At 73.2% G+C, this 21,866-nt stretch carries 20 protein-coding genes; 11 read left to right on the forward strand and 9 right to left on the reverse strand.

The window, feature by feature from the left end; all coding sequences use genetic code 11:
• Window positions 1–88: 88 nt before the first annotated feature.
• Together ACZ7L0_RS06650 and ACZ7L0_RS06655 are read right to left on the reverse strand one after the other, a co-directional pair.
• Window positions 89–1,231, reverse strand: coding sequence for a GGDEF domain-containing protein (locus ACZ7L0_RS06650; protein ID WP_471241322.1), 1,143 nt, complete (start codon window positions 1,229–1,231; stop codon window positions 89–91).
• A gap of 84 nt (window positions 1,232–1,315) precedes the next feature.
• On the reverse strand, window positions 1,316–2,110 hold the full coding sequence (locus tag ACZ7L0_RS06655) for an enoyl-CoA hydratase/isomerase family protein (protein WP_471241323.1): 795 nt from the start codon (window positions 2,108–2,110) through the stop codon (window positions 1,316–1,318).
• 188 nt (window positions 2,111–2,298) lie between these two features.
• Here ACZ7L0_RS06655 and ACZ7L0_RS06660 point away from each other — a divergent pair, with 188 nt between their 5' ends.
• Window positions 2,299–2,892 (forward strand): hypothetical protein, encoded by a 594-nt coding sequence (locus ACZ7L0_RS06660; RefSeq protein ID WP_471241324.1) that lies wholly within the window; start codon window positions 2,299–2,301, stop codon window positions 2,890–2,892.
• Here the strand turns inward: ACZ7L0_RS06660 and ACZ7L0_RS06665 are convergent.
• Together ACZ7L0_RS06665 and ACZ7L0_RS06670 are read right to left on the reverse strand one after the other, a co-directional pair.
• Window positions 2,889–4,016: an adenylate/guanylate cyclase domain-containing protein gene (locus ACZ7L0_RS06665; RefSeq protein WP_471241325.1), complete on the reverse strand. Its 1,128-nt coding sequence runs from the start codon at window positions 4,014–4,016 to the stop codon at window positions 2,889–2,891. The two genes, ACZ7L0_RS06660 and ACZ7L0_RS06665, sit on opposite strands and share 4 nt — an antisense overlap.
• 251 nt (window positions 4,017–4,267) lie before the next feature.
• The gene (locus ACZ7L0_RS06670) at window positions 4,268–5,128 is read right to left on the reverse strand and encodes a biotin--[acetyl-CoA-carboxylase] ligase (RefSeq protein WP_471241326.1); all 861 of its coding nucleotides are present in this window, start codon (window positions 5,126–5,128) and stop codon (window positions 4,268–4,270) included.
• A gap of 110 nt (window positions 5,129–5,238) precedes the next feature.
• Between ACZ7L0_RS06670 and ACZ7L0_RS06675 the strand changes: the two genes are divergently transcribed.
• The 4 genes from ACZ7L0_RS06675 to ACZ7L0_RS06690 all read left to right on the forward strand — a co-directional run bounded on the left by ACZ7L0_RS06675 (window position 5,239) and on the right by ACZ7L0_RS06690 (window position 8,091).
• Window positions 5,239–6,840 carry an acyl-CoA carboxylase subunit beta gene (locus tag ACZ7L0_RS06675; RefSeq protein WP_471241327.1) on the forward strand — a complete coding sequence of 534 codons (1,602 nt, stop codon included), beginning with the start codon at window positions 5,239–5,241 and terminating at the stop codon, window positions 6,838–6,840.
• Window positions 6,841–6,865: 25 nt separating this feature from the next.
• Window positions 6,866–7,075 (forward strand): acyl-CoA carboxylase epsilon subunit, encoded by a 210-nt coding sequence (locus tag ACZ7L0_RS06680; protein WP_471241328.1) that lies wholly within the window; start codon window positions 6,866–6,868, stop codon window positions 7,073–7,075.
• A gap of 237 nt (window positions 7,076–7,312) precedes the next feature.
• Complete coding sequence (mmpB, locus tag ACZ7L0_RS06685; protein ID WP_361217770.1) at window positions 7,313–7,441, forward strand: morphogenic membrane protein MmpB; 129 nt, start codon at window positions 7,313–7,315, stop codon at window positions 7,439–7,441.
• 32 nt (window positions 7,442–7,473) lie between these two features.
• A complete protein-coding gene (locus ACZ7L0_RS06690) occupies window positions 7,474–8,091 on the forward strand; it encodes a Maf family protein (protein ID WP_471241329.1) in 618 nt (205 codons plus the stop codon).
• Here the strand turns inward: ACZ7L0_RS06690 and ACZ7L0_RS06695 are convergent.
• Window positions 8,063–8,539, reverse strand: a complete 477-nt coding sequence (locus ACZ7L0_RS06695) for a hypothetical protein (RefSeq protein WP_471241330.1) — start codon at window positions 8,537–8,539, stop codon at window positions 8,063–8,065. The genes ACZ7L0_RS06690 and ACZ7L0_RS06695 overlap by 29 nt on opposite strands.
• A gap of 374 nt (window positions 8,540–8,913) precedes the next feature.
• Here ACZ7L0_RS06695 and ACZ7L0_RS06700 point away from each other — a divergent pair, with 374 nt between their 5' ends.
• Both ACZ7L0_RS06700 and ACZ7L0_RS06705 read left to right on the forward strand, forming a co-directional pair.
• The gene (locus ACZ7L0_RS06700) at window positions 8,914–10,686 is read left to right on the forward strand and encodes an acetyl/propionyl/methylcrotonyl-CoA carboxylase subunit alpha (RefSeq protein ID WP_471241331.1); all 1,773 of its coding nucleotides are present in this window, start codon (window positions 8,914–8,916) and stop codon (window positions 10,684–10,686) included.
• A 204-nt stretch (window positions 10,687–10,890) separates the two neighbouring features.
• Window positions 10,891–11,436 carry a TetR/AcrR family transcriptional regulator gene (locus ACZ7L0_RS06705; protein WP_471241602.1) on the forward strand — a complete coding sequence of 182 codons (546 nt, stop codon included), beginning with the start codon at window positions 10,891–10,893 and terminating at the stop codon, window positions 11,434–11,436.
• A 649-nt stretch (window positions 11,437–12,085) separates the two neighbouring features.
• On the opposite strand, the gene ACZ7L0_RS06710 is transcribed toward ACZ7L0_RS06705, so the two are convergent.
• Entirely contained in the window at window positions 12,086–13,042 is a 957-nt protein-coding gene (locus ACZ7L0_RS06710) for a DeoR/GlpR family DNA-binding transcription regulator (RefSeq protein WP_471241332.1), read from the reverse strand.
• Window positions 13,043–13,216: 174 nt separating this feature from the next.
• A complete protein-coding gene (locus ACZ7L0_RS06715; RefSeq protein WP_471241333.1) occupies window positions 13,217–14,665 on the reverse strand; it encodes an NAD(P)H-quinone dehydrogenase in 1,449 nt (482 codons plus the stop codon).
• 107 nt (window positions 14,666–14,772) lie between these two features.
• Between ACZ7L0_RS06715 and ACZ7L0_RS06720 the strand changes: the two genes are divergently transcribed.
• The 4 genes from ACZ7L0_RS06720 (at window position 14,773) to ACZ7L0_RS06735 (ending at window position 19,328) form a co-directional block, all read left to right on the forward strand.
• Complete coding sequence (locus ACZ7L0_RS06720; RefSeq protein ID WP_471241334.1) at window positions 14,773–15,213, forward strand: gamma-glutamylcyclotransferase family protein; 441 nt, start codon at window positions 14,773–14,775, stop codon at window positions 15,211–15,213.
• Between the two features lie 112 nt (window positions 15,214–15,325).
• Window positions 15,326–16,150, forward strand: coding sequence for a purine-nucleoside phosphorylase (locus tag ACZ7L0_RS06725; RefSeq protein WP_471241335.1), 825 nt, complete (start codon window positions 15,326–15,328; stop codon window positions 16,148–16,150).
• Between the two features lie 137 nt (window positions 16,151–16,287).
• Complete coding sequence (locus tag ACZ7L0_RS06730) at window positions 16,288–17,919, forward strand: phospho-sugar mutase (RefSeq protein WP_471241336.1); 1,632 nt, start codon at window positions 16,288–16,290, stop codon at window positions 17,917–17,919.
• Window positions 17,920–18,185: 266 nt separating this feature from the next.
• Window positions 18,186–19,328 (forward strand): hypothetical protein, encoded by a 1,143-nt coding sequence (locus tag ACZ7L0_RS06735; protein ID WP_471241603.1) that lies wholly within the window; start codon window positions 18,186–18,188, stop codon window positions 19,326–19,328.
• A gap of 15 nt (window positions 19,329–19,343) precedes the next feature.
• Here ACZ7L0_RS06735 and ACZ7L0_RS06740 read toward each other — a convergent pair whose 3' ends face one another.
• Both ACZ7L0_RS06740 and ACZ7L0_RS06745 read right to left on the reverse strand, forming a co-directional pair.
• Window positions 19,344–21,038 carry a hypothetical protein gene (locus ACZ7L0_RS06740; protein ID WP_471241337.1) on the reverse strand — a complete coding sequence of 565 codons (1,695 nt, stop codon included), beginning with the start codon at window positions 21,036–21,038 and terminating at the stop codon, window positions 19,344–19,346.
• Between the two features lie 53 nt (window positions 21,039–21,091).
• Complete coding sequence (locus tag ACZ7L0_RS06745) at window positions 21,092–21,790, reverse strand: PH domain-containing protein (RefSeq protein ID WP_471241338.1); 699 nt, start codon at window positions 21,788–21,790, stop codon at window positions 21,092–21,094.
• Between the last annotated feature and the right edge of the window lie 76 nt (window positions 21,791–21,866).

The following is a 21,866-nucleotide window of genomic DNA, read 5'->3' on the forward strand; positions in this document are numbered from 1 at the left end:
ATGCGGGGATGTCACTAGTGGGGGACGGGTACGACCCTTACCGCCCCGGCCGCCGTTGCCGCCCGCACCGCGCCGGACGAGCGCACTGTCACGGCTGACGGCCCCGGAAGCGGCGGCGTTCGGCCCGCTCGGGCGACGGCTCGTCGGCGAGACGGACCACCGGATCGTCGGGGCCCTCCCGTCCGGCGACCACCGGCCGGCTCGCGCGGAGCGCCTTCGCACGGTACTGCGCCGCGTCCGCCAGCCGGAACAGCCGGCGGGCGGAACGCACCGGCCCGATCGGGTCCGCCGTGGAGGCGACCCCGCACGCGACACCCTCGCCCAGTTCCAGCTCGGCGGCCCGGCGGCAGAGGTCGTCCGTCGCCTTCACCACGGCGTCGGCCGGCGGCCCCACCGCGAGCAGACAGAACTCGTCCCCGCCGAGGCGCGCCGCGAGGGCCCCCGGCAGCATCGCCCCGCACAGCGACAGCACGGACCCGAAGCGTTCGAGGAGCCGGTCCCCCACGGCGTGCCCCTGGGTGTCGTTGACCCGTTTGAGCCCGTTGAGGTCGCACACGGCCAGGCTGACCACCACGCCCTCGCGCCGGTGCCGCTCGACCGCCTCCTCCAGGCGCACGTCCACGGCGCGCCGGTTGGCCAGCCCGGTCAGCGCGTCGGTGAACGCCAGCCGCCGGGCCTCCTCCAGCCGCTCGGTCTGCGCGATCCCGGCGGCGACGACCGCGGCCAGCACGGTGGCGAAGTCGGCGTCACCCCGGTCGAAGACGGGCGCGCCGGCCGCACGGGCGACGTACAGCTCCCCCCAGGCCCTGCCGTGCAGCACGACCGGCGCGACCACGCAGCAGCCGCGCCCGCGGCGGCGCAGGGCGGTGACACGCTGGTGGAAGTAGCCGGGGCGCCCGGCGGCGGTCCCGGCGGCGGTCTCGACCCAGGCGTTGGGACCCTGGCCGCCCGCCCACCGCTCGTGCAGGAACTCGGTGATCTCCGGGAACTGGTGCACCGGATAGGCCTCGCCGTCCGGGAACTCCTCCTCGTCCGGGGCCCGCTCCCCCGCGTTCACCAGGACCCGCAGCCGCCCGAGCTCCCGCTCCCACACCGACAGCGCGGCGAAGCTCCCGTCCAGCGCCCGGCACGCGCCGAGCGCGGCGGCCCGCCAGCACTCGCGGGGCGTGTGCGCCGCGGCCATTCCCTGCGCCAGCGCCACGACGGCGGCGAGCCGCATGTCCTCACCCATCACTCCAGGTTAGGGACGTTTCACGGGAACGTGGACATTGCGGTGCCAAACGGGTCGCCGCCGAAGCGGCCCGCGGCGACCGCGTCACTCCCCCGGCCACTGCGGCTTCCGCTTCTCGTTGAACGCCGCCACCCCCTCCGCCCGGTCCCCCGAGAACGCCACCGCCCGCCAGGCCGCGTCCTCGACCTCCAGCCCGGCCCTCAGGTCCAGCCCGTGCCCGAGCCGCATCGCCCGCTTCGCCGCCCGCAGACCGACCGGCGAGTTCCCGGCGATCCGGGAGGCCAGCGCCAGGGCCTCCTCCCGGTCCCGCCCCTCCTCCACCAGCTCGTCCACCAGCCCCATTCCGTGCGCCTCCGCCGCCTCCACCCGCCGCGCGGAGAAGATCAGCTCGGCCGCCCGGGCCGCCCCGACCCGCCGCGGCAGCAGCTGCGTACCGCCGCCGCCCGGGATCACGCCCACGGACACCTCCGGCAGCCCCACCACCGCCGTGCGGTCGGCCACGATCAGATCGCAGGACAGCGCCAGCTCGAAGCCGCCGCCCAGCGCGAACCCGTGCACGGCGGCGATCGTCGGCATCGGCAGCTCCAGCACCCCCGTGTACGCGCCCCGCGTCACGGGCCGCTGCCGCACCAGGTCGGCGTCGCTGAAGGAGTTGCGCTCCTTCAGGTCGGCCCCCACGCAGAAGGCCCGCTCGTGCGAGGAGGTCACCACGACCACGCGCGCGTCCCGGTCGGCGGCCAGCGCGGCGCACGCGCCCACGATGGACCTGGCCATGTCGGTCGAGACGGCGTTCATGGCCTTGGGCCGGTCCAGCACGAGTTCGGCGACCTGGCCGTGCCGCCGCACCAGCACGAACTCCCCGAACCGCTGCTCGCTCATGACACCCTCCGGTTAACGCGGGTTAACTCACTGACCGCCTGATCATCGCAGCCGGGCCCCGGCCGGGGAAAGAGGAGGCCTCGCTGCCCCGTTCGAGTGACATCCCGTCCGACCGCGGCCCGGTCACCCGCGGGAGCCCATAGCGTGCGCTAAGCGGCGTATGGGGGGCGCGGCGGGGAGGGAACGCGATGACAGACACGGAAGCACACCGGAGTACGGGACCGGCCGCGGACACCGCACGGCTCGTCCGGCGCGGCCGCCACCGCAAGCCCCGTCCCCGCAAGGCCGTGCTCGCCGCCGGCGGCCTCGCCCTGGCCGCCGGTGCCCTGAGCCTCGTACGGCTGGCACCCGAGGCCCGGATCGGCGCCCCGGCCACCGCGGAGGCCGAGCCCCGGCTCGACTCCGGCGGCGCCACGGAGCGGTCCGAGAACACGGCCGTCGCCGTCGGCACCGTACCCGCCGGCATGCCCTCGGCGACCACTCCCATGGGCGGGGCGAACGCCACCCCGACGGGCTCGGCCACACCCCGCACGTCTCCCACGGCCCTCCCGGGCGCCACGGCCGTCCCCGCGTCCGTCCCGGCCACGACGATCCCGACGACCCTCCCGCAGGCGACGAACCCCCCGGCGCCGTCGGCGAGCACGGCACCCGCGCCGGGCCCGACCCGCACCCCCGCTCCGACACCGAGCCCCAGCACGGCAGATCCGGCGCCGAAGCCCGGTCGGCCGGGGGGCGTGTGCGTGCCGATCGTCGGGTTGTGCGTGGACCGGGTCCGGGACTAGGGGGTGTCGTCCCGGCGGGTGAGCAGCCAGGGTTCGACGACGCCGAGTCCGCGTACCGGGCGCTGCCACATCGGCTGGAGCGCGAAGCGGTACGTCGGCGGCTCCTCGCCCTCCTTCTCCGCGGCGGCGGCGGCCTCGGCCGCCTCCGCCTCCGAGGCGGGCGCCTCGCCGCTGCGAATGAGCTCCTCGGCGAAGGCGCTGTCGACGAGCACGGAGTCGCGGGGCGCTATCGAGGTCAGCCGGGAGGCGAGGTTCACCGTCGTACCGAAGACATCGCCCATGCGCGTGGTCACCGTGCCGAACGCCATGCCGACGCGCAGCTCGGGCATCGTCTCGTCGTTCGCCATGGTCTCGACCAGGAGCAGGGCGATGTCGGCGGCGATGCCCGCGTCGTCGGCGGCGTACAGGACCTCGTCGCCGAGGGTCTTGATGAGCCGGCCGCCGCGCGCGGCCACCAGGTCGGCGGCGGTCGTCTCGAAGGCCTCGACGAGCTCGCCGAGCTCCTCCTCCTCCATACGGCGGGTCAGCCGGGTGAAGCCGACCAGGTCGGCGAAGCCGACGGCCAGGCGCCGGTCCACCATCTCCTCGTCGTCGGCTGCCTGCACGACCCGGCCGGCCGAGGCGGCGAGCTGGCGGCGCCAGACGTAGACGAGGAACTCCTCCAGCTCGGGCAGGAGCAGCTCGACGATCGGGTACGTCACCTCGGTACGGGTCATGCCCGGCTCGGGCGGCTCGGTGAGGCCCTCCAGAAAGCTGTCGATCTGCCATTCGGCCAGACGGGCGGTGGTCTGCCCGGTGGAGCGGGCCACCTGCACGGCCATCGCCTCGCTCAGCAGCCCCGCCTCGACGAGACCGGCCAGACGCCGCAGGGCCAGTACGTCGGCCTCCGTCAGCGCCTTGGCCTGGCCGATGTCGGCGAAGCCCATGGCCCGCCAGAAGCGGGAAGCGAGCTCCATGGAGACGCCGGCGCTGCGGGCCGCCTGAAAGGGGGTGTAGCGCCGCTCGGCGCCCAGAATGAGCTGTTCGAGGCGCAGGGCGAGCGGGTTGTCCTCGCCGGATTCGGCGGCGTGGGGATCCACCCGGCCGTCCGCGTCCGTGCCGGAGCCCGTGTCGTCGACGGTCACGCCTGCTGCCCTTCCGATCTGTCACGGTCAGGTATCGACCGGCCTTCACTCTACGGCAGGTGTGCGCCAGCTCACTCCGTCAGGTTCGGCAGGGGAGGGGTGACCGGCGCTGGTCAGGTTGCTCGGCGTTGGTGTGGACCCTGCCGGGGGCTGCCGCCCCCAGGCCCCCGCTTCGGCCTGAACGGCCTCGTCCTCGAACGCCGGACGGGCTGGAGGGCGCGGACCGGCCCACACTGGTTGCCGAACAACTGTCAAGCAGGCCGCAGGTGCACGATGTCCCCCGCGCCCACCGGCTCCCGCATGCCTTCCTTCGTGGCCAGGACCAGTCGTCCGTCCCCGTCGACGGCCACCGCCTCGCCGACGACCGACCGGTCCCCGGGCAGTTCGGCCCGCACGACCCGGCCCAGCGTGGCGCAGCCGGCCGCGTACGTCTCCTGCAGGCCGCTCGCCGCCGGGTCACCGCCGGCCGACCGCCACCGCCGGTACCAGTCCTCCAGCGAGCGCAGCACCGCGCGCAGCAGCGGATCGCGGTCCGTGGTCACGGCACCGGCCAGCGCCAGGGAGCCGGCCTGGGGGACGGGGAGTTCCTCGGCCCGCAGGGTGACGTTGATACCGACGCCCATGACCACACCGTCGTCCCCGGCCCGTTCCGCGAGGATGCCGCCGGCCTTGCGTTCCTCGCCGTCGACGGTCACCAGGAGGTCGTTGGGCCACTTGAGTGCCGTGTCGACGCCAGCGGCCCGTGACAGGCCCGTGGCGACCGCGACCCCGGTCAGCAGGGGCAGCCAGCCCCAGCGGTCCACAGGCACCTCGGCGGGGTGGAGCAGGACGGAGAAGAAGAGGCCGGAGCGGGCGGGGGCCGTCCACTGGCGGTCCAGGCGGCCCCGCCCGGAGGTCTGCTCCTCGGCGACGAGTACGGCGCCCTCCCTGGCGCTGCCCTCGGCGGCCCGCGCCACCAGGTCGCTGTTGGTGGAGCCGGTGCGCTGGACGACGTCCACCCCGGACCACAGACCGTCCTCCCGCACCAGGGCCCGCCGCAGCGCCACTGCGTTGAGGGGCGGGCGGTCCAGGTCGGACCAACGGCTGTCGTCTGCTGCATCTCGTGGCGTCATGCAAGCCACCCTAGGTGTGGTAAACACCGCACTGCCGATCGGTGGGCCCCCCACTACGCTACGGATGAGTAACCGTCCCCCCTTTTGAGCAGGCAGGGAGCCGCATCCCGATGTCCGAGCCGGAAGAGCGTCACGAGATCGACATTCACACGACCGCGGGCAAGCTCGCGGATCTTCAGCGGCGCATCGATGAAGCGACGCACGCCGGCTCCGCACGCGCGGTCGAGAAGCAGCACGCCAAGGGCAAGCTGACGGCCCGTGAGCGGATCGAACTGCTCCTCGACGAGGGATCCTTCGTCGAGCTGGACGAGTTCGCCCGGCACCGGTCCACCAACTTCGGGCTGGAGAAGAACCGGCCGTACGGCGATGGTGTCGTGACCGGGTACGGAACCGTCGACGGCCGCCCCGTCGCCGTCTTCTCGCAGGACTTCACCGTCTTCGGCGGGGCCCTGGGCGAGGTCTACGGTCAGAAGATCGTCAAGGTGATGGACTTCGCGCTGAAGACCGGATGCCCGGTCATCGGGATCAACGACTCCGGTGGGGCGCGGATCCAGGAGGGCGTCGCCTCCCTCGGCGCGTACGGGGAGATCTTCCGGCGCAACACCCACGCCTCCGGCGTGATCCCGCAGATCTCGCTCGTGGTCGGGCCCTGCGCCGGCGGGGCCGTGTACTCCCCCGCCATCACCGACTTCACGGTCATGGTCGACCAGACCTCGCACATGTTCATCACCGGTCCGGACGTCATCAAGACGGTCACCGGCGAGGACGTGGGCTTCGAGGAGCTGGGCGGCGCCCGCACCCACAACACCGCCTCCGGCGTGGCCCATCACATGGCCGGGGACGAGAAGGACGCCATCGAGTACGTCAAGCAGCTGCTGTCGTACCTGCCGTCCAACAACCTCAGCGAGGCCCCGGTGTACCCGGAGGAGGCGGACCTCACCGTCACCGACGAGGACCGCGAGCTGGACGCGATCGTCCCGGACAGCGCGAACCAGCCGTACGACATGCACACGGTGATCGAGCACGTCCTCGACGACGCCGAGTTCTTCGAGACGCAGCCGCTGTTCGCGCCGAACATCCTCACCGGTTTCGGGCGGGTCGAGGGCCGGCCGGTGGGCATCGTCGCCAACCAGCCGATGCAGTTCGCGGGCTGCCTCGACATCGACGCGAGCGAGAAGGCCGCGCGGTTCGTGCGGACCTGCGACGCCTTCAACGTCCCGGTCATCACCTTCGTCGACGTGCCGGGCTTCCTGCCGGGCGTCGACCAGGAGCACACCGGCATCATCCGGCGCGGCGCCAAGCTGATCTACGCCTACGCCGAGGCCACCGTGCCGCTCATCACGGTGATCACCCGGAAGGCCTTCGGCGGCGCGTACGACGTCATGGGCTCCAAGCATCTGGGCGCCGACCTCAACCTGGCCTGGCCCACCGCGCAGATCGCCGTGATGGGCGCCCAGGGCGCGGTCAACATCCTGCACCGGCGCACCATCGCCGAGGCGGAGGCCGCCGGGGACCTGGAGGCCACCCGGGCGCGGCTCATCCAGGAGTACGAGGACGCCCTCCTCAACCCCTACGTCGCGGCCGAGCGCGGCTACATCGACGCGGTGATCATGCCGTCCGACACGCGCGGCCACGTGGTGCGCGGTCTGCGTCAGCTGCGCACGAAGCGGGAATCCCTGCCTCCGAAGAAGCACGGCAACATCCCCCTGTAGGCCGCCGGACCCCTTGGGAGCAGACATGACGATCAAGGTCGTACGAGGCAACCCGACCCCCGAGGAGCTCGCCGCCGCCCTCGCGGTGGTCCGGGCCCGCGCCGCGGCGGCGGCCGACACGCCGTCCGGCGCGGAGGCACCGAGGGACTCCTGGGCCGACCCGTCCCGCATCGCGGCCCACCGGCTTCCGCAGCCGGGCCCGACGGCATGGACCCGCACGTACTGGCCGGGCTAGGGCCTGGCCGGCGGATCAGGTCGCAGGAAACGGCGGCGCCTCATCGGCGCTGGTGAGCGGGGCGATGGGGTCCCCCCGCGCGAGCGCATTCGAGCGTGGGGGAGCGTCCAGCTGCAAGGCGGAGGAGGGCGTCGACGCGATGGGGCCCTAGAGGTCACCCACCCCAGGCGCGGGGGGCCGGTGATTTGAGTACCCGTACTCAGGCCCCACCGCCGGAGCCCGGCGCACGCTGAAGGCATGCTGTGGTCCGACCCTGAGAACGAGCCGCCGAAAGAACTGCGCGACATGCAGGAGATGTTGCGGCGGCTCGGCCTCCTCATGGCCCTGGCCATGGTTCTGGCGATGATCGTGATCGGGTTGAGGTGAGGACCGCGCACCGGGATGGCTAACCTGAGCGCATGACTGCCAAGCCGCGCAGGCGACTCGTGCTCGCCTCCCAGTCCCCCGCCCGGCTCGGTCTGCTCCGGCAGGCCGGGCTGGATCCCGAGGTGATCGTGAGCGGGGTCGACGAGGACGCCGTCATCGCGCCCACCCCCGCCGACCTGGCGCTTGCCCTGGCCGAGGCGAAGGCCTCGGTGGTGGCCGCGCGGCCCGAGGTGCAGGGCGCGCTGGTGATCGGCTGTGACTCGGTGCTGGAGCTGGACGGGCAGGCACTGGGCAAGCCCGCGGACGCCGAGGAGGCCACCGCGCGCTGGAAGGCGATGCGCGGGCGGGCCGGGATCCTCCAGACGGGGCACTGCGTGTGGGACACGGTCGCCAAGCGGTACGTGTCCGCCACGGCGTCCACCGTGGTGCGTTTCGGCGAGCCGAGCGACGACGAGATCGCCGCGTACGTCGCCTCCGGGGAGCCGCTCTACGTGGCCGGGGCCTTCACCCTGGACGGCCGTTCGGCGCCGTTCATCGAGGGCATCGACGGCGACCACGGCAACGTGATCGGCATCAGCCTGCCCCTGGTACGGCGGCTGCTCGGTGAACTGGGTGTCGGCATCACGGAGTTGTGGGCGCCGGCGGAGTGACCGGGGCGGGGGGCACCTCGTCCTGCGGCTCGGGGTCCGGGCCCGGGCCCGGGTCCGCCTGACGGTCGTACGTCATCAGCAGCAGGACGATCAGTCCGAGTACCACCACCATGAACGTGAACGCGGCCCAGCTCACCAGCCCCACGGCGAACGCCCCCAGCAGCCCGTGCACCACCGCCACGCTGATCAGCAGGACCCGGCCGAGGCCGGCGGGGGCGCGGTCGCGGACGGCGACCAGCACGGCGACCAGGGCGCACAGCGCGAAGTAGAGGCCGAAGAGCACGCCGCCGATCTTCGAGGACAGTGCCATCGTGTCCGGGTCCAGACCGGCCAGGGACATGTCCTGGCGGTCGACGACCACCCCGAGGAACCAGTTCAGTGCCGCGATGCCGAGCGCCTCGGCCAAGAGTATGACCGCCACGACCCACGCCACCGGTCTGCGCACCACCGGCCCCACCCACTTTCGACCCCAGCCCGAGCAGAGCTGCTGTTACCTGAAGTACGTTCAAGACATCGTGAACGCTACTAACGGGTAAACCCCGGGACAAGGGTCCGGGCGGCAGCAAAGAATCGTTGGGCCATTCGTAGGGACTCAACAAAGAAACCGAGTGGGGCGCGGCACGCTCTCACAGAGACCTTGACCACATGGCGGGACTAGGGTTTTCCGGTGGAGCCCTGCCTACCGAGGTGCGACATGGGCTTTCGCGGGTCGAGCGAGCCTCGAATCACGCTCCGTGTGGGCAAGCTCACCATTGGGGACGGGTCGAAGTGCCGTGTCGGCAGTCCCTAAACTCGGCTTGTTTCAAGGAGGGAGCCTCAATCGTGCGCAAGGTGCTCATCGCCAACCGTGGCGAAATCGCTGTCCGCGTGGCCCGGGCCTGCCGGGACGCCGGGATCGCGAGCGTGGCCGTCTACGCCGAACCGGACCGGGACGCTCTGCATGTCCGCGCCGCGGATGAGGCGTTCGCTCTGGGCGGTGACACCCCGGCAACCAGCTACCTCGACATCGAGAAGGTCCTCGGTGCCGCCCGGGAGTCCGGCGCGGACGCCATCCATCCGGGCTACGGCTTCTTGTCGGAGAACGCCGAATTCGCGCAGGCGGTGCTGGACGCGGGCCTGATCTGGATCGGTCCGCCCCCGCAGGCCATCCGCGATCTGGGTGACAAGGTGGCGGCGCGTCACATCGCCCAGCGCGCGGGCGCGCCGCTGGTGGCCGGTACACCCGATCCGGTGAGCGGTGCGGAGGAGGTCGTGGCCTTCGCGGAGCAGCACGGGCTGCCGATCGCGATCAAGGCGGCCTTCGGTGGTGGCGGCCGTGGTCTGAAGGTCGCCCGGACGCTGGAGGAGGTCCCGGAGCTGTACGAGTCGGCGGTGCGGGAGGCCGTGGCGGCCTTCGGCCGGGGTGAGTGCTTCGTCGAGCGCTACCTCGACAAGCCCCGGCACGTGGAGACGCAGTGCCTGGCCGACCGGCACGGGAACGTGGTCGTGGTGTCCACGCGTGACTGCTCCCTCCAGCGCCGGCACCAGAAGCTGGTGGAGGAGGCTCCTGCGCCGTTCCTGAATGAGGCGCAGGTCGCGGAGCTGTACTCGTCGTCGAAGGCGATCCTGAAGGAGGCCGGGTACGTCGGTGCGGGCACCGTGGAGTTCCTGGTCGGCAACGACGGCACGATCTCCTTCCTGGAGGTCAACACGCGTCTGCAGGTCGAGCACCCGGTGACCGAGGAGGTCGCGGGTATCGACCTGGTGCGGGAGATGTTCCGGATCGCCGACGGCGAGGAGCTGGGTTACGACGATCCGGCGCTGCGGGGTCACTCGTTCGAGTTCCGTATCAACGGCGAGGACCCGGGCCGCAACTTCCTCCCGGCGCCGGGCACGGTGACCCGTTTCGACGCGCCCTCGGGTCCGGGTGTCCGCCTGGACGCGGGTGTGGAGGCGGGCAGCGTGATCGGCCCGGCGTGGGACTCGCTGCTGGCGAAGCTGATCGTCACCGGCCGCACCCGCAAGGAGGCGCTGGAGCGGGCCGCCCGTGCGCTGGAGGAGTTCCAGGTCGAGGGCATGGCCACGGCGATCCCGTTCCACCGCGCGGTGGTGACCGACCCGGCGTTCGCTCCGGAACTGACCGGTTCGGCCGAACCGTTCAAGGTGCACACGCGCTGGATCGAGACCGAGTTCGTCAACGAGATCAAGGCCTTCACCGCTCCGGCCGACGCCGAGGCGGATGAGGACACGGGCCGTGAGACGGTCGTCGTCGAGGTCGGCGGCAAGCGGCTGGAGGTCTCCCTGCCCGCGTCGCTCGGCATGACGCTGGCCCGCACCGGTCTGGCCGCGGGCGCCAAGCCCAAGCGCCGGGCGGCCAAGAAGTCCGGCCCGGTCGCCTCGGGCGACACCCTCGCCTCCCCGATGCAGGGCACGATCGTGAAGGTGGCGGTCGAGGAGGGCCAGGAGGTCAAGGAGGGCGACCTGATCGTCGTACTCGAGGCCATGAAGATGGAGCAGCCGCTGAACGCGCACAAGGCGGGCACCATCAAGGGCCTCAGCGCGGAGATCGGTGCGTCCATCAGCTCCGGCGCCGCGATCTGCGAGATCAAGGACTGATGTCCCGGTAGGTACGGGATTCCGGGCGCCCGGCGGACTGAGCAGTCTCCGCCGGGCGCCTCGTCTTTTCCCGCTCGTTCCGGCTCGGTGGCATGCTGGAGGCCAGTCGGCCGCGAGAGAGGGCAGGTGGAGGCCATGGCGGGGGCGACCGCTGAGGAGACCGCCCGGGCCGGGGACACGGCGGCTCCCGCCGCTCCCCGTGCCATGCGCGCCGACGCCCGGCGCAATCACGAGCGGCTGCTCGCCGAGGCCCGCGCCGCGTTCGCGGAGCACGGTACGGACGCCTCGCTGGAGGACGTGGCCCGTCGCGCGGGCGTCGGGATCGGCACGCTCTACCGGCACTTCCCCAACCGGCACGCGCTGATGAGCGCGGTCTTCGAGGACGCGGTGAGCGAACTCCTCGCCCGCGCCCGCGAACTGCTGCACGCCCCCGAGCCCTGCTCCGCCCTGGTGACCTGGCTGCGCGAGATGGTCACGCACGCCGGTGAGTACCGCGGTCTGGCGCGGGCGCTGATGTCGGTGTCCGCCGAGTCCGGTTCGGCGCTGGCCCGCTGCAGCACCCCCATCCGCGAGGCGGGCGGCGCACTGCTAGCCCGAGCCCAGGAGTCCGGCGCCGTACGGGCCGACGTCTCGATCGGCGACCTCCTCCAGCTCACCCACGCGATAGCCCTGGCCGCGGAGGAGTCCCCCACCGACCCCGCCCTGGCCGACCGCTTGCTGCGGCTGACCCTCCGGGGCCTGAAGGACTGACGCCCACCACGGCGGTGCGGGTGCCGGACCCGGTGTGTTCAGCTGCGCGGCCGGAGGCGCGCGTCAGGCCCTGAGCGCGGGTACCGGCCGTCAGGCCGCATCATCCTGCCGCGCCCTGCCGGTAGGACACGCGTACGCGACGACACGGGCAGGCAGCCACACGGCGGCCCGGATGCCCGGTCCTCACGGCGGGGCCGCGCGGCCGTCACGGCGGCCCGGGAGCGCGACCCTCGCGGAAGGTGGCGCGCAGCCGTCAGGAGGGCCCAGATGCGCGGTCCAAGCCAGAGAGGGACGCACGGACGTCAGGCGACCGGGATCCGGCGAACCCTGGGGGCAGCTCAAGTGCGTGCCCGCCACACACCAACCGGATACGCAGCGCCCACCGCAACCCCGGAGGCGTAGTCCTCGCGGAAGACGGCACGCAGCCGTCACGGCGGCCCGGATGCGTGTCCTCGCGGAAGACGAGCACGCGGCCGTCAGGCGACCGGGATCCGGCGTGCGGCTCAAGCACGTGCACGCCACACACCAACCGGACGCGCAGCGCCCGCCGCACCACAGGCGCACGACCGTCCCACGGCGCCCCTGATCCGGCGTAGCCCCAGCGGCGGCTCAGGTGTGCTTGGGGCTGACGGCGGTGCGAGGCCGGTGCTTATCGGCGGCGGAGGTCTGCGACTCGGGGGCGGTCCGCTCCTGGGGGCTGTTCGGCGCCGAGGACGGTGGCGGGGCGCAGGCCCGGGCCGGGGACCTGGCCGCGTCGCGGGCCGGGGAGGGGCACGTCCCGGCGCTGCTGGCGCGCCGGGACCTGATCACCCCCCGGGCTGCCCGAGGCCCCGGCCACGGCGATGTGCACCCCTTGGTCGGCGAGGGCCTGGAGCTCGGTGGCGGCGCGGTCGTCGTGGGCGGGGGGCTCGTCGGTGACCAGACGGGTGATGAGGTCCGTGGGGACCGTCTGGAACATCGTGTCCGTGCCCAGCTTGGTGTGGTCGGCGAGGACCACGACCTCCGCCGCCGCCTGCACCAGGGCGCGGTCGACGGACGCCGAGAGCATGTTGGACGTGGACAGCCCGCGCTCGGCGGTCAGACCGCTTCCGGAGAGGAAGGCCTTGGAGACCCTGAGCCCCTGGAGGGACTGTTCGGCACCGGAGCCGACGAGGGCGTAGTTGGACCCGCGCAGGGTGCCGCCGGTCATCACCACCTCCACGCGGTTGGCGTGCGCCAAGGCCTGGGCGACGAGGAGGGAGTTGGTGACGACGGTCAGGCCGGGGACCCGGGCGAGCCGACGGGCCAGCTCCTGCGTGGTGGTCCCGGCCCCCACCACGATGGCCTCGCCCTCTTCGACGAGTCCCGCGGCGAGATCGGCGATGGCCGTCTTCTCGGCGGTCGCGAGATGGGATTTCTGCGGAAAGCCGGACTCCCGCGTGAACCCGCCCGGCAGTACCGCACCGCCGTGCCGGCGGTCGAGGAGTCCTTCTGCCTCCAGTGCCCGCACGTCCCGTCGTACGGTCACTTCGGAGGTCTGGACGACGCGGGCGAGCTCACGGAGCGACACGGCCCCGTTCGCTCGCACCATTTCGAGGATCAATTGGCGACGTTCTGCAGCGAACACGAAACTGACAGTAACGCGGGCGACCGTCTGCTTTCAGCAGTTTGCGCCGAATAGCAGAAGTTGTTCGCACGGCAGGGCGGTAAGTGGTATAGGGCCTAACCGCCCCGCCTATGCCGTACGCACGGTCGGCAACTCCCCGTGACCAGCGATGACTTGCTTCCGGCCGGCAGGCCGTCAGACCTCGCCGCCCGTCTTGCGGGTGTGCAACTGCCGTGCCACTTCGGCGATCGAGCCCGAAAGGGACGGATACACGGTGAAGGCGTTCGCGATCTGCTCGACCGTCAGATTGTTGTCGACAGCGATCGAGATGGGGTGGATGAGTTCCGAGGCGCGCGGCGACACGACCACACCGCCGACGACGATTCCGGTGCCCGGGCGGCAGAAGATCTTCACGAAGCCGTCGCGGATGCCCTGCATCTTGGCGCGCGGGTTGCGCAGCAGCGGCAGCTTGACGACCCGGGCGTCGATCTTGCCCGCGTCCACGTCGGCCTGGCTGTAGCCGACGGTGGCGATCTCGGGGTCGGTGAAGACGTTCGAGGAGACCGTCTTGAGGTTCAGCGGGGTCACCGCGTCGCCGAGGAAGTGGTACATGGCGATACGTCCCTGCATCGCGGCGACGGACGCGAGGGCGAAGATGCCGGTGACGTCGCCGGCCGCGTACACACCGGGCGCGCTGGTCCGGGACACCCGGTCGGTCCAGATGTGCCCGGAGTCGCGCAGCCGCACGCCCGCCTCCTCCAGGCCGAGCCCCGCGCTGTTCGGGATGGCGCCGACGGCCATCAGGCAGTGCGAGCCGGTGATGACGCGGCCGTCGGCGAGGGTGACCTCGACCCGGTCGCCGACCCGCTTGGCGGACTGGGCGCGGGAGCGGGCCATGACGTTCATGCCGCGGCGGCGGAAGACGTCCTCCAGGACGGCGGCGGCGTCCGGGTCCTCGCCGGGCAGCACGCGGTCGCGGGAGGAGACCAGCGTGACCTTGGAGCCGAGGGCCTGGTAGGCGCCGGCGAACTCGGCGCCGGTGACACCGGAGCCGACCACGATGAGCTCCTCGGGGAGCTCGGTGAGGTCGTAGACCTGGGTCCAGTTCAGGATGCGCTCGCCGTCGGGCTGGGCGTCGGGGAGCTCGCGCGGGTGACCGCCGGTGGCTATGAGGACGGCGTCGGCCACGAGGGTCTCCTCGGTGCCGTCGGCCGCCCGGACGACGACCTTGCGGGAGCCGTCGAGGGCCTGCATGCCGTCGAGGCGGCCACGACCGCGCATGACCCGGGCACCGGCGCGCGTCACGGACGCGGTGATGTCGTGGGACTGGGCGAGGGCGAGCCGCTTGACACGCCGGTTGACCTTGCCGAGGTCGACCCCGACGACCCGGGCCGCCTGCTCCAGGGGCGGGGTGTCGTCGGCGACGATGATGCCCAGCTCCTCGTACGACGAGTCGAAGGTGGTCATCACCTCGGCCGTCGCGATAAGGGTCTTCGACGGCACGCAGTCGGTCAGTACCGACGCTCCGCCCAGACCGTCGCAGTCGACGACGGTCACCTCCGCGCCGAGCTGCGCCGCGACCAGCGCCGCTTCATATCCGCCGGGTCCGCCACCGATGATCACGATCCGAGTCACGTACTCCATTGTCCCGCACGCTTCAAAGTGCTTCCGCCCGGGGGCGTGGGGCCTCGCTTCCGAGGTTACGTCCGGGGTGGCGGGGACGGGAGTTTCCACTGCCGTACTCTCGACCCATGTCGTCGCTCTACGCCGCGTACGCCGGCAATCTCGACGCACGGCTGATGTCCCGCCGCGCTCCGCACTCGCCGCTGCGCGCCACCGGCTGGCTGAACGGGTGGCGGCTGACCTTCGGCGGCGAGCAGCTGGGCTGGGAGGGCGCGCTGGCGACGCTCGTCGAGGACCCGCTCTCCCAGGTCTTCGTCGCGCTGTACGACATCGCGCCGATGGACGAGGAGTCCATGGACCGGTGGGAGGGCGTCGGCCTAGGCATCTACCGGCGGATGCGGCTGCGGGTGCACACGCTGGACGGGTCGGAGCCGGCCTGGGCGTACGTGCTGAACGGGTACGAGGGCGGGCTGCCGTCGGCCCGGTACCTGGGCGAGGTCGCGGACGCGGCGGAGTCGGCGGGGGCGCCGCACGACTATGTGATGGAGCTGCGCAAGCGGCCCTGCTGACCGCTTCCCGCGGGAACCGGCCGCGTCCTGTTGGAAACGACAAGACAACGATCGCCCTCCCGTGAGCTCCGTCATCTACGCGCGTAGGCCCGGACCGGCTACCCTCGTCCGCGTGAACGCATCTCTTCTTCCGGACGACATCCAGGGCGACCCCTACGCCGCCGCCGACACGGCCGCCGCGCGCCTGCGCGAGCTCACGGGCGCCGAGACCCACGACGTCGCCCTCGTGATGGGCTCCGGCTGGGCTCCCGCCGTCGACGCCCTGGGCGCTCCCGACGCGGAGTTCCTGGTCACCGAGCTGCCCGGGTTCCCGGCGCCGGCCGTCGAGGGGCACGGGGGCAAGGTCCGCTCGTACGTCATCGGGGACAAGCGCGCGCTGGTCTTCCTGGGGCGCACGCACTACTACGAGGGCCGGGGCGTCGCCGCCGTGGCGCACGGCGTACGTACCGCGGTGGCCGCGGGCTGCAAGACCGTGGTGCTCACCAACGGGTGCGGTGGGCTGCGTGAGGGCATGCGGCCCGGGCAGCCGGTGCTGATCAGCGACCACATCAACCTGACGGCGACCTCGCCGATCGTCGGCGCGAACTTCGTGGACCTGACCGATCTGTACTCGCCGCGGCTGCGGGCGCTGTGCAAGGAGATCGACCCCTCCCTGGAAGAGGGCGTCTACGCGCAGTTCCCCGGGCCGCACTACGAGACCCCGGCCGAGATCCGGATGGCCCGGGTGATCGGGGCGGACCTCGTGGGCATGTCCACGGTGCTGGAGGCCATCGCGGCGCGGGAGGCCGGGGCTGAGGTCCTGGGCATCTCACTGGTGACGAACCTCGCCGCGGGGATGACCGGGGAGCCGCTGAACCACGAGGAGGTTCTGCAGGCCGGACGGGACTCCGCGGCGCGCATGGGGGAGCTGCTGGGGCGGGTGCTCGGGCGGCTGTAGCCGAGGCGCGGCCGGGCAAGAGGCCGCCCCTGGCCCGGGCCGGCACCATCCAGCCCGTCCGGCGCTTGCGGCAGCCCACGGCAGCGGCTCGCAGCGACACTGAGCACCCAGGAACACGAACGAGAGGTTGACCCGACGTGCACGACGATCTCATCGCACGGGCCAAGGCGTGGCTGGCCGAGGATCCCGACGCGGAGACCCGGGACGAACTCGCCGAGCTGATCGGCGCCGGGGACGTCAAGGAGCTCGCCGAGCGGTTCGGCGGGACGCTTCAGTTCGGTACCGCGGGGCTGCGGGGCGAGCTCGGGGCGGGGCCGATGCGGATGAACCGGTCGGTGGTCATCCGGGCGGCGGCCGGGCTCGCGGCCTATCTGAGGAAGCAGGGCCGGACGGACGGACTCGTGGTCATCGGCTACGACGCCCGGTACAAGTCCGAGGACTTCGCGCGGGACACCGCGGCCGTGATGACGGGCGCGGGGCTGCGCGCCGCCGTCCTGCCCCGGCCGCTGCCGACGCCGGTCCTGGCCTTCGCCATAAGGCACCTCGGCGCGGTCGCCGGCGTGGAGGTCACGGCCAGCCACAACCCGCCCCGGGACAACGGCTACAAGGTGTACCTGGGCGACGGTTCGCAGATCGTGCCGCCCGCCGACGCGGAGATCGCGGCGGAGATCGACGCGATCGCCTCGCTGAGTGACGTTCCCCGGCCCGACTCCGGCTGGGAGACGCTCGACGACGGCGTCCTCGAGGCATACCTCGCCCGTACCGACGCCGTCCTGGCCGAGGGCTCGCCGCGCACCGCCCGGGCCGTCTACACGGCGATGCACGGCGTCGGCAAGGACGTGCTGCTGGCCGCCTTCGCCCGCGCCGGGTTCCCGGAGCCCGCGCTGGTCGCCGAGCAGGCCGAGCCGGACCCGGACTTCCCCACCGTCGCCTTCCCCAACCCGGAGGAGCCGGGGGCGATGGACCTGGCGTTCGCGAAGGCGCGGGAGACGGAGCCGGACCTGGTCATCGCCAACGACCCGGACGCCGACCGGTGCGCGGTCGCGGTCAGGGACGGTGCCGAGTGGCGCATGCTCCGGGGCGACGAGGTGGGGGCCCTGCTCGCCGCCCATCTGGTCCGGCGGGGCGCGACCGGCACCTTCGCCGAGTCCATCGTGTCGTCCTCACTGCTCGGGCGGATCGCCGAGAAGGCGGGACTGCCGTACGAGGAGACCCTCACCGGCTTCAAGTGGATCGCCCGGGTGGAGGGGCTGCGGTACGGGTACGAGGAGGCGCTCGGGTACTGCGTCGACCCGGACGGGGTGCGGGACAAGGACGGGATCACGGCCGCCCTGCTCGTCACCGAACTGGCCTCCGAGCTCAAGGAGCAGGGGCGGACCCTGCTCGACCTGCTCGACGACCTCGCCGTGGAGCACGGGCTGCACGCCACCGACCAGCTCTCGGTCCGGGTGCAGGACCTGTCGGTCATCTCCGACGCCATGCGGCGCCTGCGCGAGCAGCCGCCGACCGAGCTGGCCGGGCTGGCCATCACCAAGGCCGAGGACCTCACCCGGGGGACGGACAAGCTGCCACCCACGGACGGTCTGCGCTACACGCTCGACGGCGCCCGGGTGATCGTCCGGCCCAGCGGCACGGAGCCGAAGCTGAAGTGCTACCTGGAGGTCGTCGTGCCGGTCGCCGCGCACGCCGGGCTGCCGGCCGCCCGCGCCCGGGCCACCGAGCTGCTCGCGGCCGTCAAGCGCGACCTCTCGGCGGCCGCCGGCATCTGAGCCGTAGGGCCCGGCACAGCCGTACACAGCGCACACCGATGGGGTGCCCCGACACCAGGGGCACCCCATCGGGTGATTTGGCGGCGACAGCTGACGCACGCGCGGCGGCCCGGCCGGTCCTCCCGGGAAACGCTGGAAGCGGTACGCCCGCCGAGCAGCCGACGAGCCCTGGAGCCGCCGCCGTGTCCTCCGCCGCCAGCGAAGCAGTCACCGAAGCAGGCACCGAAGCAGGCAGAGAGGCGGCCTGCGGCGGCCGCCTCCCGGGCATCCGGCGACCGCCCTCCCCCGCCGGTGCCCCGCCCCGCGCCCTGAGCCCGCTGCGCCGCGCGGTCCCCGCCCTGGCCGCCTTCCTCGCCGTACGCCTCGCCGGTCTGCTGTTCCTGGCCTGCTGGGCGCACCGCCGCCACCACGGCGTCTGGCCGATGCTGGCGACGCAGTGGGACGCCAACTGGTATCTCGGCGTCGCGGACCACGGGTACGCGCGCACCCTGGGCGCCGCCTACGACGCGAACAACCTCGCCTTCTTCCCGCTGTATCCGCTGCTGGTGAAGGCGGTCGCGGCGCTCACGCCGGGCAGCCGGGCCTCGACGGGCCTGGGGATCGCCGTGGCCGCCTCGTTCCTCGCGGCCTGGGGGGTGTTCGCGGTGGGCGAGCGGCTGTACGGGCGGCGGGTCGGGGTGCTCCTCACCGTGCTGTGGGCGGCGTTCCCGGTCGGGGCGGTGCAGTGGATGGGGTACACCGAGTCGCTGTTCACGGCCTTCGCCGCCTGGACGCTGTACGCGCTGCTGGACGGGCGGTGGGTGTGGGCGGGCGCGGGCGCCTGTCTGGCCGGGCTGACCCGGCCGACCGGGATCGCGCTGGCCGCCGCGGTCGGCGTCACCGCGCTGCTCTCCCTCCGCCGCCGCCTCTCGGCCCGCGCGCTGGTGGCCGCCGTGCTCGCTCCGCTCGGCTGGTGCGCGTACGTCGGCTGGGTGGGCGTGCGCCTGGGCCGCTGGGACGGCTACTTCGCCGTACAGCGGCTGTGGCACAACGAGCTGGACGGCGGCCGGGAGACCCTGCGCCGGCTGCGGGAGCTGCTGGGGCAGGACTCGACGCCCGAGCTGTTCCTGGTGCTGGTGACCATCACGCTGCTGGCGTGCACGGTGCTGTTCGGGCTGTCGGCGGCCGACCGCCAGCCGCTGCCGCTACTGGTGTTCACCGGCGTCCTGCTGGCCATCGACCTGGCCAGCGGCGGCGTCTACTTCCCCCGCGCCCGCTTCCTGCTGCCCGCCTTTCCGCTCCTGCTCCCCGTCGCGCTGCACCTCGCCCGCGCCTCCCGCCGCCTGCGCGTCCTCGCCCTGACGGGCGCGGTGCTGGGGTCGGCGTACTGCGGGGCGTACATGCTGCTGGTGTGGCCGAGCGCGCCCTGAGGGGACCGGCGGGCGCTACGGCAGCAGTACGAGCGCCGCCGTCCAGCCCGCCGCCAGCAGCAGCGCGAGCGGCCACAGGGGACGGCCCCGGTGCCGGTCGTCTGCCGGGGCGGACGGACGCAGGGCGGGGTTCCGCCACAGGGCGGTGATCTCGGCGGCCGTCCGCTCGTAGGGGTGCAGCAGGCCGAACCTGCGCTCCAGCCACGGCCAGCGGGGGGCGTGGACGGACCACTCGTCGAACGTGGCCCGGCGGCTGTCGAGCGTCAGCTCGGGGCCCTCGCACTCGACCACCCTGATGTGGTCCCAGGCGATGTGCCGGGTCCGGCGCAGTCCGTTGAACCACAGGCCCTCGCTGTCGGCGGTGATCCGCCAGGCGAGCCGGCGCGGCAGCAGCAGGGCTCCGGCGAGGCCCAGTCCGGCGCCGAGGACGTAGCGCCAGGGGCCGGTCTCGCCCCAGAACAGGTAGTAGCCCCACAGGACCGCGAACAGCACGGTGACGCGGTCCAGCCAGCCGGCGCGCCAGCGCAACGCCTTGGCGCCTCGTCGCGCCACGGCCTCATGGGCGGTCCGGCGCAGTTCGTCGTACGCCGCCCTACGCTCGGCCGTGCGCCTCCGCGCGGTCAGCCCCCGCCGTACGGCGGCGTCGGACAGGGGGCGCACCGGGCCCGTCGACCGTTCCGGCGCGGGTGGCTCGTCCGCCTTCTCGGCGGCGGCCAGCAGCAGGATCTCGGCGCCGTCGCAGGGCGCTCCGTAGAGGACGGCCTGCCGGAGGGGGCCGGGTTCGTCGCTGTCGAGGCGGGCGAGGAATTCCTCCAGCTCCTCGTCGTCGTCTTCCCCGTTCTCGTTCTCGTCTGCCGCGTCTTCGTCCTCGCCGTCCTCGTCCTCGTCCTCGTAAAGCTCCGAGGTGGACACGACGAAGAGCGGGCGCAGGGCCGCCAGGTCGTCGGCGGCGTAGACCTCTGTGTCCACGTCCGCGTTCTCCCGCACCAGCACGCGCAGGACGGGGGCGGGGGCGCGGCGCAGCGTGGCGGCCCGGTGCCGGGCCAGCGCGGCGGAGAGGAGCACCGTGGCGCCGAGTCCGGCCAGCAGCCAGCCGGCCGTGGGGGCCGCGAGCCGCTCGTCGCCCGCGTCCCAGGAGCCGGCGGTGGCGATCAGTACGGCGCCGAGCGCGATCGGCACGAGCCCGGCCCCGGCGAGGAACTTCCCGCGCGGCAGTGCCTTGTCCGCGTCCGGGAGCGGGGCGGTCACTCCGCCGGCCGCCTCCAGGGCCGCCGCGCGCTGCCGGGCCCGCGCGGTCAGCCGGCGCGTCGCCGCGGTCCAGGCGAGCGCCAGGGCGAGGACGGCGGCGAGGGTCTCCGGCCAGGACGGTGCGGGGCGGAGGGCGAGGAGGGCGGTGGCCAGGGCGGGTGCGGAGACCCGCACCACCTCGGGGCGCACCTGCAGCCACACGGCGTGCAGCGCCAGGGGTACGGCGGCCCAGGGGCGCCAGTCGGCGTACACGGTCAGTGCGGGGGCCGCGAGCACGGCGGCCAGGGTCGCCGTCCCGATGTACCGGGCACGGGCGCGCGGCGGTACCCAGCGCGGCGGGAGCGTCTCGGTCCAGCGGCGCGCCCGTGCCGTGTCCCAGGAGGGGCAGCCCTCGGGTATCGCGGAGGAGGGCAGCGGCACCGGCAGTGGCTGCTGTTGCGGCTGCGCGGAGTTCGTACTCATCGGTTTTCAGACACCCGGAACGCGCCGGTGGTTGCGGTCGCGGGCGGGTGAGGTCAGCCGATGGCCAGCAGGATCGCCAGCAGGACCGCGCCCGCCACCACCGGTGCCGCGATCTCGTACGCCCAGCGGACCGTGACCTCGCCCTGTGCGGTCTCCGCCTGCTCGCGGTTCTCCAGCAGTTCGCGCAGGTCGTCCATGATCTGGTCGGTCTCGGCGCGGGTCGGGCCCGATGGGGCGGGGCCGCCCCGCAGGCCGCCGATGCCGAGTCCGCCGCCGAGCCCGCCGCCGAGCCCGCCCGGCCGGGTGCCCGCGCGTGCGTCCGCCGCGGCGCGGGCCTGCCGCCGGGTGGCCTTCTTGCGGGCGCGGAGCGAGACGGGGATGGCCCACAGCTGGTACTTGGTGCCGGACTTGGTGACGATCTCGTTCGAGTAGCTGGAACGCAGGGCGGCGACCTCGCCCCAGGGCAGGGTGATCACGCGGAGGGGGTTGCGCACGCGCAGCCGGTCGTCGTTGGCGAAGACCGCCGGGCGCAGGGTGAAGGCGACCACCAGCGGCACGACCAGGATGAGCCCGGCCAGCGACAGCCAGGGCGTCCGGCCGTGCCCCTTGATCAGAGCGTCGATGCCGAGCCACCCGACGATGCCGAGCAGCAGGACACCGCCCACGAGGCCGGCCGGCGAGCGGTAGATCCGGTCCTTGACGGCGGGCACCGGGGGTTGCGGCGCGGGTGACTGGTGGTCGGGGGTCGTCATGGTCCCGATTCTGCCCGACGCCGCCGGCGGTGCTCGGAGGGTCCCGGGGGTGTACAGCCGCTACGCGCGTAGATAT

It is taken from the genome of Streptomyces sp. NPDC039424 (assembly GCF_055639495.1).